This is a genomic window from Luteibacter sp. E-22 (assembly GCF_049913125.1).
Taxonomy (GTDB): domain Bacteria; phylum Pseudomonadota; class Gammaproteobacteria; order Xanthomonadales; family Rhodanobacteraceae; genus Luteibacter.
Map to the genome: position 1 here is coordinate 98,820 of NZ_CP183975.1, position 14,639 is coordinate 113,458.

General features: G+C 65.2%; 10 protein-coding genes. 4 read left to right on the top strand and 6 right to left on the bottom strand.

Going from position 1 to position 14,639, the window contains the following annotated elements; all coding sequences use genetic code 11:
- Position 1 precedes the first annotated feature (1 nt).
- The gene (locus ACN9M2_RS00440; protein ID WP_426286236.1) at positions 2-3,193 is read right to left on the bottom strand and encodes an efflux RND transporter permease subunit; all 3,192 of its coding nucleotides are present in this window, start codon (positions 3,191-3,193) and stop codon (positions 2-4) included.
- A gap of 7 nt (positions 3,194-3,200) precedes the next feature.
- Positions 3,201-4,409 (bottom strand): efflux RND transporter periplasmic adaptor subunit, encoded by a 1,209-nt coding sequence (locus tag ACN9M2_RS00445; protein WP_426286237.1) that lies wholly within the window; start codon positions 4,407-4,409, stop codon positions 3,201-3,203.
- Positions 4,410-4,601: 192 nt separating this feature from the next.
- Here ACN9M2_RS00445 and ACN9M2_RS00450 point away from each other — a divergent pair, with 192 nt between their 5' ends.
- Both ACN9M2_RS00450 and ACN9M2_RS00455 read left to right on the top strand, forming a co-directional pair.
- Positions 4,602-5,585 (top strand): LysR family transcriptional regulator, encoded by a 984-nt coding sequence (locus ACN9M2_RS00450; RefSeq protein ID WP_426286238.1) that lies wholly within the window; start codon positions 4,602-4,604, stop codon positions 5,583-5,585.
- A 93-nt stretch (positions 5,586-5,678) separates the two neighbouring features.
- Positions 5,679-6,821, top strand: coding sequence for a serine hydrolase domain-containing protein (locus ACN9M2_RS00455; RefSeq protein ID WP_426286239.1), 1,143 nt, complete (start codon positions 5,679-5,681; stop codon positions 6,819-6,821).
- On the opposite strand, the gene ACN9M2_RS00460 is transcribed toward ACN9M2_RS00455, so the two are convergent.
- The 3 genes from ACN9M2_RS00460 to acpA form a co-directional block, all read right to left on the bottom strand.
- Entirely contained in the window at positions 6,818-8,374 is a 1,557-nt protein-coding gene (locus ACN9M2_RS00460) for a winged helix-turn-helix domain-containing protein (RefSeq protein WP_426286240.1), read from the bottom strand. The genes ACN9M2_RS00455 and ACN9M2_RS00460 overlap by 4 nt on opposite strands.
- Before the next feature lie 20 nt (positions 8,375-8,394).
- Positions 8,395-9,189: an undecaprenyl-diphosphate phosphatase gene (locus tag ACN9M2_RS00465; RefSeq protein ID WP_306848447.1), complete on the bottom strand. Its 795-nt coding sequence runs from the start codon at positions 9,187-9,189 to the stop codon at positions 8,395-8,397.
- 144 nt (positions 9,190-9,333) lie between these two features.
- Complete coding sequence (acpA, locus tag ACN9M2_RS00470; protein ID WP_426286241.1) at positions 9,334-11,016, bottom strand: acid phosphatase; 1,683 nt, start codon at positions 11,014-11,016, stop codon at positions 9,334-9,336.
- Between the two features lie 289 nt (positions 11,017-11,305).
- Between acpA and glnA the strand changes: the two genes are divergently transcribed.
- On the top strand, positions 11,306-12,718 hold the full coding sequence (gene glnA / locus ACN9M2_RS00475) for a type I glutamate--ammonia ligase (RefSeq protein ID WP_306848445.1): 1,413 nt from the start codon (positions 11,306-11,308) through the stop codon (positions 12,716-12,718).
- Between the two features lie 30 nt (positions 12,719-12,748).
- On the opposite strand, the gene ACN9M2_RS00480 is transcribed toward glnA, so the two are convergent.
- Positions 12,749-13,768, bottom strand: a complete 1,020-nt coding sequence (locus ACN9M2_RS00480) for a DMT family transporter (protein WP_426286242.1) — start codon at positions 13,766-13,768, stop codon at positions 12,749-12,751.
- Positions 13,769-13,842: 74 nt separating this feature from the next.
- Here ACN9M2_RS00480 and ACN9M2_RS00485 point away from each other — a divergent pair, with 74 nt between their 5' ends.
- A complete protein-coding gene (locus tag ACN9M2_RS00485; RefSeq protein ID WP_426286243.1) occupies positions 13,843-14,628 on the top strand; it encodes a glutaminyl-peptide cyclotransferase in 786 nt (261 codons plus the stop codon).
- The last annotated feature ends 11 nt before the right edge of the window (positions 14,629-14,639 follow it).

Consider the following 14,639-nt stretch of genomic DNA (forward strand, 5'->3'; position numbering starts at 1 on the left):
ATCAGGACTCCCGGGCCGCGTGGGCGAGGAGACGGCGTTCGCGGCGGGCCTGGCGGCGCGCCTCCGAACGCTCGTTCCACGCACGGATCAGCACGTAGAAGAGCGGGGTGAAGATCAGGCCGAAGAAGGTCACGCCGAGCATGCCGGAGAACACCGCCACGCCCATCGCGTGGCGCATCTCCGCACCCGCGCCATGCGAGGTCACCAGCGGCACCACGCCCATGATGAAGGCGAACGAGGTCATCAGGATCGGGCGCAGTCGCAGGCGCGCGGCCTCCAGCACGGCATCGACGCGGTTCATGCCGTCGATCTCCGCTTCGCGGGCGAACTCGACGATCAGGATCGCGTTCTTGCAGGCGAGACCCACCAGGACGATCAGGCCGATCTGGGTGAAGATGTTGTTGTCACCACCGGTGGCGATGACGCCGGTAATGGCGGACAGCAGCACCATCGGCACGATCAGGATCACGGCCAGCGGCAGGCTCAGGCTTTCATACAGCGATGCCAGCACCAGGAACACCAGCAGCACCGAGAGCGGGAACACCAGTACCGCTGTATTGCCGGCGAGGATCTGCTGGTAGGTCAGTTCGGTCCACTCGTAGCTCATGCCGTTGGGCAGGCTCGAGCTGACCAGCTTCTCCATGGCTTCCTGTGCCTGGCCCGTGCTGTACCCCGGCGCCGCGCCGCCGTTGATCTCGGCCGTGGGATAACCGTTGTAGTGCTGCACGCGGTCCGGGCCGTTGGTCTGGCGCATGGTGAGGAAGGAACCGAGGGGCACGAGGTCGCCGGCGGCGTTGCGGGTCTTGAGGCCGACCACATCGGACGGCTCGTGACGGAAGGACGGTTCCGCCGACACGTTCACCTGGTAGGTGCGGCCGAAGCGGTTGAAGTCGTTCACGTAGAGCGAGCCGAGATATGCCTGCAGCGTCTGGAACACGTCGCCCAGGTCGATGCCTTCCGACTTGGCCTTCTCGCGATCCACGTCGGCGTCGAACTGCGGCACGCTCACCTGGAAACTGGTGAACAGGTGCGCGAGTTCCGGCGTCTTCTGGCTGGCCGCGATGATGCCCTGGGTCTGCTTGTAGAGCTCCTCGAAGCCCATGTCGCCACGGTCTTCGATCTGCATGCGGAAACCGCCGATCGTGCCAAGGCCGTTAACCGGCGGTGGCGGGAAGATCGCCATGTACGCACCCTGGATCGACGCGAACTGGGCGTTGAGGCGAGCGGCGATTGCATCCGCCGAGAGGTCGGCCGAACGGCGTTCCTCGAAAGGCTTCAGCGCGACGAAGACGATGCCCGAGTTGGTGCTGTTGGTGAAACCGTTGATCGACAGCCCGGGGAACTGGATGGCGTTGGCGGTACCCGGGTCCTTCAGGGCGATATCGCCCATCTGGCGGATCACGGCTTCGGTGCGGTCGAGCGAAGCGGCATCGGGAAGCTGCGCGAAGGCGACGAGATATTGCTTGTCCTGCGGCGGCACGAAACCTGTCGGCGTCCTCATGAAACCGAAGACACCGAGAGCGACGAGGCCGGCGTAAATGAACAGCACCACGCCGGAGAAGCGCAGGATCTTCTGCACGCCACCGACATAGCCATGCGAAGCGCGTTCGAACGTGCGGTTGAACGGGCGGAACAGCCAGCCGAGGCTGCGATCCATCCAGACGGTGAGCTTGTCCTTCGGCTCATCGCGGCCCTTGAGCAACAGCGCGGCGAGCGCGGGGCTGAGGGTCAGCGAGTTGAAGGCGGAGATCACCGTCGAAATGGCGATGGTCAGGGCGAACTGACGATAGAACTGGCCGGTAAGACCGCTGATGAAGGCGGCCGGGACGAACACCGCGCACAGCACGAGTGCCGTCGCGACGATGGGGCCGGTCACCTCGGTCATGGCCTGGCGCGTGGCCATCTTCGGATCGAGCCCATGCTCGATATGACGCTCCACGTTCTCCACGACCACGATCGCATCGTCGACGACGATACCGATGGCAAGCACCAGTCCGAACAAGGACAGCGCATTGAGCGAGAACCCGACCAGGTACATCACCGCGAATGTACCGATGAGCGAAACCGGCACGGCCACGAGCGGGATGATGGACGCACGCCACGTTTGCAGGAACAGGATCACCACGAGCACGACGAGGATGATCGCCTCGAACAGCGTGTGCACGACGGCTTCGATGGAGCCGCGCACGAACACCGTGGGATCGTAGACGATGGTGTAGTCGACGCCTTGCGGGAAGTCCTTCTTCAGCAGGGCCATCTCCGCCCTGACCTCGTCCGAAATGGCGATGGCGTTCGAGCCTGGACGCTGGAAGATCGGGATCGCCACCGCTTCGCGGTTGTTCAGGAGGCTGCGCAGGGCATAGTTGTTCGAACCCAGCTCGACGCGTGCGACGTCGCGCAGGTGCGTGACGGAGCCGCTCGGGTCGCTGCGCACGATGATGTCGAGGAAGTCGTCCTCGGTGACGAGGCGGCCACGCGTATTGATGTTGACCTGGAAAGCATTCGAACTCGGGCCGGGTGGCGCGTTCAGCGCACCGGCGGCGACTTCGATGTTCTGCTCGCGCACCGCCTTGATCACGTCACCCGTGGTGAGGTTACGGATTGCCAGCTTCTCCGGGTTCATCCAGATGCGCATGCTGTATTCGCCCGCGCCAAACAGCTGGACGTCGCCCACGCCGTCGAGACGGGCGAGCTGGTCCTTGATGCGCGTGCGGGCGTAGTTCGACAGGTACAGCATGTCGTACCGGTTATCCGGCGAGGTGAGATGCACGACCATGGTCAAGTCGGGCGAACTCTTGGTCGTCGTCACACCGAGGCGCTGCACTTCTTCCGGCAGTCGCGGCAGGGCCTGGGCGACGCGGTTCTGCGTCTGCACCTGCGCGTTGTCGAGGTCGGTGCCCAGGGCGAACGTGACCGTGAGGGTCATCGAGCCGTCGCTGGTCGCCTGCGAGGAGGTGTAGAGCATGCCTTCCACGCCGTTGATCTGCTCTTCGAGCGGCGTGGCGACGGTTTCGGCGATGACCTTCGGGTTCGCACCCGGATAGGTCGCCTTCACCACGACGGTCGGCGGGACGACCTCCGGGTATTCGCTGATCGGCAGCTTGAACACGGCGATACCGCCCGCGATCAGGAACAGCACCGATAGCACGCCCGCGAGGATCGGGCGTTCTACGAAGTATTGAGCGATTTTCATTGTGGAATCAGTCCTGGTTCTGCGCCACGCTGTCGACGCCGGTCGGACGCGCCGCCGCGACACCGCGCGCGGTGTCCGGTACGAGCGAGGCCATCGTCACGCGCTTGGCATTCACTTCCACGCCCGGGCGCACGCGCTGCAGGCCGTTCACGACGACCACGTCGTCCGCGTTGAGGCCCGAGTCGACCACGCGCAGGCCATCCACCAGCGCCCCCGTGGCGACGCGGCGGTACTCCACCTTCTTGTCCTTGCCCACGACATAGACGAACTTGTTGCCGAGGTCGGTGCCCACGGCCTTGTCGTCGATCAGCGCGCGTGGCTGCATGTTGCCGCTACGCAACTGCACGCGTGCGAAGAGACCCGCGGTGTAGGCACCGTCGGCGTTCGGGAACACGGCACGCAAGCGGATGGTGCCGGCCCCGGCACGCACCTGGTTGTCGACGAAATCGATCTTGCCGACGTGCGGATAGGCTTGCTCGTCGGCGAGGCCCATTTCCACTTCCGGGGCGCGTCCGTTCTGCCGGCGCAGGCGGTCCAGCTTCAGGAAGGTCTGCTCGTCGACATCGAAGTAGACGTACATCGGGTCGACCGTCACCACGCTGGTCAGCGTGTCGCTGGGAGTAACCAGGTTGCCCGGGGTGATCTGGGCGTTGCTCACCTTGCCGTCGACAGGGGCGCGCACCTCGGTGAACGATAGATTGAGGCGAGCGTTATCGAGCGCGGCCTGCACCGAGGCCACCTGGGCCTTGGCGCTGGCGGCGGCGGTGTCGAGGCGGTCGGCTTCCTCGCGCGACACCGCATGCTGTTCCACCAGCTTGGTGCCGCGGGCGGCGTTGGCGTCGGCGTTCTTGCTTTCGGCCCTGGCCTGGGCGAGGTTCGCGGCGAGGCGGTCCACCTCGGCGCGATACGGGCGCGGGTCGATGGTGAAGAGCAGGTCGCCCTTCTTCACCGTCGCGCCTTCGCGGAAGTGGATCGAATCGACGTAGCCGCTGACGCGCGGCTTGATCTGGATCGTGTCCACCGCCTGGATCCGGCCGGTGAAGGCGTTGGTGTCCGACACGGGGCGCAGGAGCACCTGGGCGACGGTCACTTCGGGGGCCGGCGGCGCGGCGGCGGGTTCGGCGGCATGGCTTGGCGTGCCGCCGGAGCTCAGCCAGATCGCCGAGGCGACGGCGACCGCCAGGGCGGTCGAACCGAACAGGATTTTCTTCTTCATGACGGGTCCTGGAGTGTCGAGGGGGATGCAAGATCTTTCGTCGGCCGCGCAGCGTGCGACCTCAACGTTGGTTGAGGTCAAGTCGGTCCGTCGCAGGTGGCGAAATCTAGGTCTTGCTCGTCAAGCGAAAAATGGGTCTACAATCATTCCGCCTGTGACGCTCAGTCATGAATGCAATCTCCGGAGTCGACGATGGAAGACTTTTCCGCGATCAGCGTTTTCGTCCGCGTGGTGGAGGCCAAGAGCTTTTCCGCCGCCGCGCAACACCTGCAGATGACCCCATCGGGGGTCAGCCGGGCTATCTCGCGCCTGGAGGAAAGCCTCGGCGCCCGGTTGTTCTTTCGGTCGACACGTTCGCTGAGGTTGAGCGACGATGGCGCCGCGTTCTACACGCGTTGCAAGGAGATCTTGGCCGACCTGACCGAGGCCACCGAGGCTCTGGGGTACGCCAAGACCAAGCCGGCGGGCAAGTTGCGCGTGGCGGCCTCATCGGCGGTCGGTCGCGCGGCACTGATCCCCAACCTCGCCGAGTTCGAGCACAAATTCCCCGATATCCGCCTCGAACTGACGATGTGCGACTTCCCGTTCGACCTGAACGAGGAAGGCTTCGATTGCGCCATCCGGATGGGCGAACTGGCCGATTCGAGCCTGATCGCGCGCAAGATCGGCCATTTCAGCAACGTCCTGTGCGCCGCACCGTCCTATCTGGCGCGGCACGGCATGCCGACCTCGATCGAGGACCTGAAGAACCACCGCTCGGTGAATTTCGTCCATCCGAGCACGGGCAAGCCCTACCAATGGCAGTTCGATTCGCCGAGTGGCCGCGTGTCGGTGGACGTCGACGCGCACATGCTGATCAACGACGGCGAATCCGTGATCCAGGCGGCCATCGCCGGCCTGGGCATCATCCAGGCACCGCATTGCCTGGCAGCGAGCGCCCTGGAGAAGGGCCTGCTCGAGATCATCATGACCGACACGATCTCCACGGGATCGAACCTGTGGATCGTCTACCCGCAGAAGCGTCACCTCTCGGCGCGGGTGCAAGCGTTCATCGAGTGGACCAGCGAGTTGTTCCAGCGCACCAGCGAGCCGAAGTGCAAGCTCGTGCAACAGCAACAGGCGGAACTGGCGCGCATGCGCAAGTCGCAGCCACTGGAGATCGCGGCGGTCGCCTAGGCGCCGCCCGCGCTTCATAAATCTTCATACGCACTTCAGGCGCTTCACCGCGCCGCGCGCTTCACTCCGGGCTCCACCAAGGGAGCCCAGACCATGCGCCGCACCATCACTCGTTCGTCCTTCCCCGCCATGCGCCGCGTTGTTGCGGCGCTGGCGTTCGCCATCGCCTTTCCCGCAAGCGCCGGTCAATACCAGCCACCGAAGCAGGCAAACGATGGCTGGCCCACGGCCGACGCCGGCACGCTCGGCTGGAAGACGGCCACCCTCGCCACCGTCGAGGACAAGATCGCCGACGGAACCTACAAGAAGATCACCAGCGTGGTCGTCGCCGACCACGGTCGCCTGGTCTATGAGCACTACTTCAATGGCGGGTCCGCCGACCTGCTCAACGATGTCCGTTCGGCGACCAAGAGCCTGACCGCCATGCTCGTCGGGGCCGCCATCCAGCGTGGCGCGATCCGCGATGTGACAGCACCGGTGTATGCGTTCTTTCCCGATATCCACCTCGAACGTCCGGACCCCCGCCGTGAGGCGATCACGCTCGAAGACCTGCTGACGATGAGTTCGATCTGGGAGTGTGACGACGACAATTCGTTCTCCACGGGCAACGAAGAGCGCATGTACGTGTCCGAGCACTGGCTGGATTTCGCGCTCAACCTGCCGGTGCGCGGGTATGCGCCGTGGGTGAGCCGTCCCAAGGACTCGCCCTACGGCCGTACGTTCTCCTATTGCACGGCGGGGGCGTTCGTCGCGGGAGCCGTGGTCGAGCGGGCGACGAAGCAGTCGCTGGCCTCGTTCGCGCATGAGGCGTTGGAGGCGCCGCTGGGCATTTCGCAGGTGAAATGGAACGTGTCGAGCGAGGGCATCGGCATGGGCGGCGGCGGAACGCGCTACCGCTCGCGCGACCTGGCAAAGCTCGGCCAGCTTGCCGCGGACGCGGGCCGCTGGCAGGGGAAGACGGTGTTGCCGGCTGCCTGGGTTGGCAAGATGTTGACGCCGCACGCCCAGGCGCGCGACGACGCGGATTACGGTTATCTCTGGTGGCAGTTCCGTTTTCCGATCGGAGGGGTGGAGACGAAGGTGTGGGCGATGGGTGGCAACGGCGGCAATTATGTCTTCGTGCTGCCCGAGCGTGGCCTGGTCACGGTGATCACCAGTCAGGCATACAACCAGGGCTACGCGCACGCTCAATCGCAGGCGATCTTCCGGGACATCGTACTGAAAGCGTTGCCTTAACGGCGGCCCGCGCCGAGGTCGGGCGGGCACCAGGGCGCCTGGAGCACCCGGTCCCGGTCGGCGGCGACGCGTCGCGCGATGGTATCGAGCACCGCTTCGAAGGCCGGATCGCCTGCCAGCGGCGAGAACAGCGGTGACGCGCGCAGGTAACCGGCATCTCGCCAGCCCTTGTCCACCGCATCGGAGAGGGCGGCGATCGCGCCTCGACGATCGCCCGCGGCTTGCAGCAGCAGGGCGAGTTCGAGCCGGCTTGCCGGCCAGGGGTCACCCACCAGCGATGCGCGGGTAGCCGAGATGTGCTGCGTCAGCCACGCCGGATCGACCGGTGCCATGCCATGCAGCACCGCCAGCGTGGTGGGCAAGGAGGCATCGGGCCGCAGCGCCCTGGCTTCGGCGAAGGCGTTTGCGGCGGCGGTGCGGTCACCACGGCGCAAGGCCAGTTCGCCATCCAGCTGGGCCAGTTCGGCACGCGAGGTGCCGCGCGTGCGTGCCTGTGCCAGCGCTCCGCGCGCTTCCTCGAAACGTCCATGGGCGAACAGGAAGGCGGGCCAGCCAATGTTGCCGAAGACGTTATCCGGCGCGAGGTCGAAGAGACGCTTGTAGCGGGTCTCCGCAACGGCGTCGAAACCCAACAACTCGTATTCGCGGGCCAGTTGCACGTCACGGAATCTCACGCGGGAAGGATCTCCGCGCATGTCGAGGTTCGCATGCAGCGCGTCGGCCAGGCGGCCTTGCTCCTGGTAGAGGTAGGCGGCCGAGGCACGGCTCGGATCGTCGGTGGGATCGAGGCGCACCGCACGCTCGTAGCCGGCGATGGCGCCCGGAATGTCGCCGAGACAATCGCGCGCATAGCCGAGCGCGGACCACGCCGTGGCGCTATCGGGACGCACGGCGACGGCACGCGTGGCGAGCCGCAGCGCATCGCGCGCTTCCGCCGGCCCCGCGTTGTACAGGCAGCTGCGCGCCGAGCGTACACGGCTGGCGCCCGACAATGCTTCCACGTCGTCCGGCGCTTCGCGCAGGGCTCGGTCGTAGAGGTCGAGGGCGCGTTCGTTGTTGTCGCGCTGGCCCATGGCGGCATACCAGCGCGCGCGATCCAATACCTCGCGTTGCGCACCGGCCACGGGTTTCTGTTCCCGGGCGAGGAAGCCCACGCCGACGGACGCCGCGGCGAGGACGCCGACAGCGGCGACCGCCGGCCACAGCGTGCGCCGCCGTCGCGCGGTCTCCGTGAGCGGTTCCGGCGGCGCACCCAGCTGGTAACCACGGCTGCGCACGGTGCGGATGTAGCGGGGCTGGCGAGCGTCGTCACCCAGGGCCTGGCGAAGCAAGCGCACGCGCTGGGTCACGGTTTCCTCGTTCACCACCGCGGGTGCCCACACCTCCGACATCAGCTCGTCGAAGCCCACCACGCGTTCCCCGCGCTCGACCAGGCAGGCGAGCAACTGGAAGCTGAGGCCCGCCACGTCGAGCGGTGTACCACCGCGTTCGACCCGCTGCCGTGCGAGGTCGATGGTGAGGTCGAGCAAGCGGTAGCGGGTCACCTTGTCCATGTGGGCGGCTGTTTCTGGTTTCAGCCGCCGGCGGGCAGGAGCAGCAACAGCGCGATGCCCAGCGCGATGCGATAAATCGCGAACGCCGTGAATCGATGCGAGCGGATGTAGCCGAGCAGCCATTTCACCGCCACGAAGGCGACGATGGTGGATACGACGAACGCCACGCCCAGGCCGGTCCAGTCCTCACCGGCGGCACCGCCGTGCTGGAAGGTCTTCAGCAACTCGTAGCCGGTCGCCGCGTACATCGTGGGGATGCCGACGAGGAACGCGAACTCCGTCGCCGCGGCGCGGTTGTTCGTACCGGCGAGCATGGCGATGAAGATCGTCGCGGCCGAGCGGGACGTTCCAGGGAAGATCCCGGCGACGATCTGCGCCAGGCCGACGAGGATCGCCACCTTCCAGGTGATGAAGGCGCGCTCGGGCCGCTGCGCGGCAAGCTTTTCGGCGGCCATCATCCAGATACCTCCGATGATGAGCGCCCAGGCGATGGGTGTGACGGTTTCCGGCAGCTTGAAACCGAGCTTGGCCACGACGAGGCCGAGTGCGGCGGTGATCAGAAAAGCGACCAGCAGTTTCAGCACGTAGTCGCGCGTCTCCGGCCTGCGCCAGTTCATGGCGAGGCTCCACAACGTGCGCCAGTAGATGAAGGTGACTGCGAGGATCGCGCCGGCCTGGATCGCCACGTTGAACAGGTCCGACCTGGCGCCGAGCCAACGTTCGGCGATGAGAAGGTGGCCGGTGCTGGAGATGGGCAGGAATTCGGTGATCCCCTCGACGATGCCGAGGAGGATGGCGCTGATCAGGTCGTTCACGTCGGGGATTTTCCGATGGGGGACGGCCCCATAGCTTAGCCGCAGGACACCCCGTCCCGTCACGCGGTGCCATGCGGCCGCCTGATCGCAGGAACTTCCGATGCGGACCCCTCTGGAGCGAATCCGCGCCGACGAAGCGGGCGGCTATGCCTTGAGGCTGAAGTCGAGCGTCTGGGTCAGGTCGCCCGGCGCGGGTCCGCCGGCGGCGATCATCGCGTCGTCGCGCATCTTCAGGCCGGGCAAGGTTTCCAGCTTGAACCTGCGGGTGATGAAGCGGGCGATGGAGCCCGTGTCGTAGATCGTGTGTTCCACATGCCCGCGCTTCGCGTAGGGGGAGACCACCAATGCGGGAATGCGCGTGCCCGGGCCCCAGCGATCGCCCTTGGGCGGCGCGACGTGGTCCCACCAGCCGCCGTTCTCGTCGAAGGTGACGATGACCAGCATGTTCTTCCACTGCGCGCTCTTGCGCAGATGGTGGATCACGTTGGCGATGTGACGATCTCCGGCTTCCACGTCGGAGTAACCGGCGTGCATGTTGAGATCGCCTTGCGGCTTGTAGAACGTCACCGGCGGTAGCTTGCCCGCATCCACGTCGGCGAGGAAACGATTGGTCGCGGCTGTCTCGCCAAGGCCGCCGTCACGCAGGTGCCGCTTGCGCGCCTCGCTGCCAGGAGCGAGGGACACGAAGTAATTCAGCGGCTGGTGGTGGGCCTGGAAATTCGGCGTCTGCGGGAAGCCACCGTCCGTGCCATCGCCCTTGCCGTCGAGCGCGGCCTGGAAGCCGCCCGCGTACCACGCCCAATCGACACTCTTGTCCGACAGCAGGTCGCCGATGTGCTTGTGCGTCTGCGGTGGCAGCGTGTTCGCGCTGCTGGCATCGGTGAGCAAGGGGTTCTTGCGATCCACGTTGAAGCCGGGCGAGTAGGGTGGACCCATGGTGTTCACGGCCCAGAAGTCCGGTGTCAGCGAATTGTGGTGGGCGAATTTCGGTTTGCCCTGCATGGCGCTGGCCGGTGAGTCCTCCGCCATCTTCAGGCGGTGATCCTTCGGATCTCCGCTTTCGGTCACCGCGATGTTGAACTGCGCCGGGCTCTTGTCCGCATCGGGATAGAAGGGCGGTTGCGCGGCCACGAGGTATTGGTGGTTGAGGAAGGAGCCGCCGAAAGCGCCCATGAAGAAGTTGTCGCAGAGGGTGAACTGCTCGGCGAGGCGCCAGAGGCGCAGGTGCACGGGCGTGCTGGCGTAGTAGCCCATGGTGAGGGCGCCATTGTCGCCCCAGGCCACGAAGCCGTCGTTCTTGCCGCCGTTGATCTGCAGCTGGTTGTTGTAGAAGGCATGCACGAGGTCGCGCGTGACGAGTCCGTGCGGTAGCGGGGTGCCGTCGCCCGTGTGCAGCGCCCAGGGTGCGTTCGGCAAGCCGGCGATGTCCTTCTCGACGATCTTGTAGCTCTTGTGATCGACGACCTGCTCGTGGGGCACCATGCCGCCCCAGATCGGGGGAAGCGTCTTGAAGACCGTGCCGTCGCGATCGCGCTGGACGTAGCGTTCCGGCGACACCACGCCCAGAGGTTGCTGCAAGCCGGGGAAGTCGCCGAACAGGTTGTTGAAACTGCGGTTTTCCGCATAGATCACCACGACGTTCTGGATGTGCTTGTCGAGCAAGGCATCCAGGTCCTTCCCGCCGGGCGGTCGCGTGGCGGGCGTCTTGCCATCGGCGACGGCCTCCTGCAACCCGCCCAGCGCAAGCAGCGCGCCCGTGGTGGCCATGCCTCCGAGCAGGCGGCGCCGCCCGGTGTCGGGGGTGTCGTCATCGTGTTCGTTCGTCATGCCATTACCCGAAATGAAGATGTGCCGCCGCCTGGGGCTGGAAGCAGCTTGGTGGGAAGCGGCCCAGGCCGCGACGCAGGGTAAACGATGACTGGTCGTCGCGAAAAACGCTGAAAGATGGCCGGAACGGTGCATTCGGAAAACAAGTGCACCATATTGGTGCATTTGCGCACGAAGCCCACGCCCGTTCTATGATGCCGAGGCTTGCCCCAGGCCGGTCCGTCGATGGCGGAAACGCTGGCATAGCGATTGCTAAATGCACTCCGCCCCATACCCATTCGAGGTTTGTATGTCCGCCGCTTCCAAAGTGCTGAACCTGATCCAGGACGAGGAAATCGAGTTCGTCGACCTGCGCTTCGCCGACATCCTCGGCAAGCACCACCATGTCACGTTCCCTGCCCATGCCATCGACGAGGGCACCTTCGAAGACGGCAAGATGTTCGACGGTTCGTCGATCGCCGGCTGGAAGGGCATCAACGAGTCGGACATGGTCCTCATGCCGGACCCGGAAACGGCGCATCTCGACCCGTTCAGCGCGCACAAGCAGCTGATCATGCATTGCGACGTGCTCGAACCGAGCACCATGCAGGCCTACGGCCGCGATCCGCGTTCCATCGCCAAGCGCGCCGAAGCTTTCCTGAAGTCCACCGGCATCGCCGACACGGCGTTCTTCGGCCCGGAGCCCGAGTTCTTCATCTTCGATTCCGTGCGCTGGCAGAACGACATGGGCCGCGTGTTCTACGAAATCGGCTCGGAAGAAGCCGCCTGGTCCTCGCGCTACAAGTACGATGGCACCAACACCGGCCATCGCCCGGGCGTGAAGGGCGGCTATTTCCCGGTCAGCCCCGTGGACAGCCTGGGTGACCTGCGCGCCGACATGTGCAAGGTGCTGGAGTCGCTGGGCCAGGTGGTGGAAGTGCACCACCATGAAGTAGCCAATGCCGGCCAGTGCGAGATCGGCACCCGCTTCAACACCCTGGTGAAGAAGGCCGACGAACTGATGACGATGAAGTACGTCATCAAGAATGTCGCCCACCAGGCCGGCAAGACCGTCACCTTCATGCCGAAACCGATCGTTGGCGACAACGGCTCGGGCATGCACGTGCACCAGTCGTTGTCGAAGAACGGCGAGAACCTGTTCGCGGGCGATCTCTACGGTGGCCTGTCGCAGACGGCGCTGTGGTACATCGGCGGTATCTTCAAGCACGCCAAGGCGATCAACGCCTTCGCCAACTCCACCACGAACAGCTATAAGCGCCTGGTTCCGGGCTTCGAAGCGCCGGTGATGCTGGCCTACTCGGCACGCAACCGTTCCGCTTCCTGCCGTATCCCGTACGTGTCGAGCCCGAAGGGCCGTCGTATCGAGATCCGTTTCCCGGACCCGATGCAGTCGGGCTACCTGACCTTCACCGTGCTGATGATGGCTGGCCTCGACGGCATCCTGAACAAGATCGACCCGGGCGCGCCGGCCGACAAGGATCTGTACGACCTGCCGCCGGAAGAAGAGAAGAACATCCCGCAGGTCTGCGCCAGCCTCGACGAGGCGCTCGTCGCCCTCGACAAGGATCGCGAGTTCCTGAAGGCCGGTGGCGTGTTCACCGACGACTTCATCGACGGCTACATCGCGCTGAAGATGCAGGAAGTGACGCGCTACCGTGCGAGCACGCACCCGCTCGAGTTCCAGATGTACTACGCGATCTGATCTCGCGATCGATGCCGCGTTGATCGATCGTCAAGCGCTCCCGTCTCGCGGGAGCGCTTGAATCGATCGATTCGGATGCCGTCGAACATCCGCCGACTTGTGATGGGCCGCGAGGCATGAGACGACGCTCATGACTACCAGGAACAGCGCCGCCAGTTCCAACGTCGTGGGCAAGCGCCGCTCCCAGAGAAAGCCGTAGATCAAGGCGAAGACGGTCTCGAAGAGGATCATCTGGCCGACGAGTGTCAGCGGCAGCAGGCGGCTCATCCGGTTCCACAATGAATTGCCCGCCATGGAGGCGAGGACGGCGACGCCGGCCGAGACCATGCCGAAGCGCATCCAGTCGCCACGGCTGTGATCTGTCGTTTCAAGGACGAGCGCGAGTGGAACCAGGACGATGCTTTGTGCGCCGGTGACGATCCCGGTGAGCAGGTTCCAGTCGTGCGCCGAAACATGTTCGAGGCGAACCAGGCAGCGCGCATTGCCTATGGCATACGCGGTCCATGACGCCAACGCGCCGACGGCACAAGCCAGTCCGATCATCTGCCTGCCGGTCGAGTCGGCAGCTGGCCCCGCCAGTGCCTGCCAACCGATGCAAACAGCCCCCATTGCGCATAGCAGCAGGGATGGCAGGAGTTTCGCGAGAGGCAAGGCGCCCTCGTCGCGGCTGCCTATGATCGTGACCGCCACCGGCAGGAAACCGATCACGAGCGACGTCATGGCGATGCCGCCGACCTGCACGGCGGCCGACAGCAGGATGTAGTAGAGCGTGTTGCCCGCGAAGGCGAGCCAGATGAGGCTCAGCCATTGGCGCCGGCCGATGAAGGTGGTCAGCGAGCGCCATCGCGGTGCGATCAGTGCCGCCGCGATCAGTCCGTAGCAGAGGTATCGGCCGATGCTCAATTGCAGCGGGCCGAACTCGCGCACCAGTTCGGGAGCGAGGAACACCAGTCCCCACAACGCGCCCGCTCCCATGCCGCAAGCGATGCCGGTCAACGTGTCCCCCCGGCTTGGGGGAATGTGGGAAGGCGAAATCGGTGTCGTGGTCATGCGAGAATCATATCCCCGCCTGTCGATCCTGATGTGGTGTCGACGATGATCACCGCATCGTGGAAGTCCTTCCCTTGAACAAGATCGCCGCACTCGCTTTCGTCGCGCTGGTCGCGGGTTCCTTCGCCGCGCGCGTTCCGGCCGGAACCATCCCCGTGTATGGCTATAAGGTGGTGCACACCTATCCGCACGACCCGAAAGCCTTCACCGAAGGGCTGTTCTATGAAGACGGTTATCTTTACGAAAGCACCGGTGAGCGCGGCACATCGACCGTGCGCAAGGTGAAACTGGTCACCGGCGAGGTCGTGCAGCGGCTCGACACTCCACCGGGATATTTTGGCGAGGGCATCGTCGCCGATGGCACGAAGCTGGTACAGCTGACCTGGCAGGAGGGCGTCGCCTTCGTCTACGACAAGGCGAGCTTCCGGTTGCTCGGGGCCTTCCGCTATCCCGGTGAAGGCTGGGCCTTCACCCGTGACGCGACGCACATCTACATGAGCGACGGCACGCCCACCCTTCGGGTCCTCGATCCGGCCAACTTCGATCGCACCGGGTCCATCGACGTGACCGCGGATGGCATTCCCCTGCAAAACATCAACGAACTGGAGTGGGTGAAGGGCGAGATCTACGCCAATGTCTGGCAGACCGACCGTATCGCCCGCATCGACCCCGCCACCGGTCATGTCGTCGGTTGGATCGACCTGAAGGGCCTGATGGACAAGACCCGGCTCGACGACCTCGGCAACGACGTGCTCAACGGCATCGCCTACGACGCCGTACATGACCGTCTGTTCGTGACCGGCAAGCGCTGGCCCTCCTTGTTCGAGATCCGCCTTGTCCGCCAGCCCCAGCGTCCGTAGAGCCCGCCTGC

Coding starts and splice junctions, on each gene's coding strand:
- ACN9M2_RS00440 (WP_426286236.1), bottom strand. CDS start 3,193: ATGAAAATCGCTCAATACTTCGTAGAACGCCCGATCCTCGCGGGCGTG.
- ACN9M2_RS00445 (WP_426286237.1), bottom strand. CDS start 4,409: ATGAAGAAGAAAATCCTGTTCGGTTCGACCGCCCTGGCGGTCGCCGTC.
- ACN9M2_RS00450 (WP_426286238.1), top strand. CDS start 4,602: ATGGAAGACTTTTCCGCGATCAGCGTTTTCGTCCGCGTGGTGGAGGCC.
- ACN9M2_RS00455 (WP_426286239.1), top strand. CDS start 5,679: ATGCGCCGCACCATCACTCGTTCGTCCTTCCCCGCCATGCGCCGCGTT.
- ACN9M2_RS00460 (WP_426286240.1), bottom strand. CDS start 8,374: ATGGACAAGGTGACCCGCTACCGCTTGCTCGACCTCACCATCGACCTC.
- acpA (WP_426286241.1), bottom strand. CDS start 11,016: ATGACGAACGAACACGATGACGACACCCCCGACACCGGGCGGCGCCGC.
- glnA (WP_306848445.1), top strand. CDS start 11,306: ATGTCCGCCGCTTCCAAAGTGCTGAACCTGATCCAGGACGAGGAAATC.
- ACN9M2_RS00480 (WP_426286242.1), bottom strand. CDS start 13,768: ATGACCACGACACCGATTTCGCCTTCCCACATTCCCCCAAGCCGGGGG.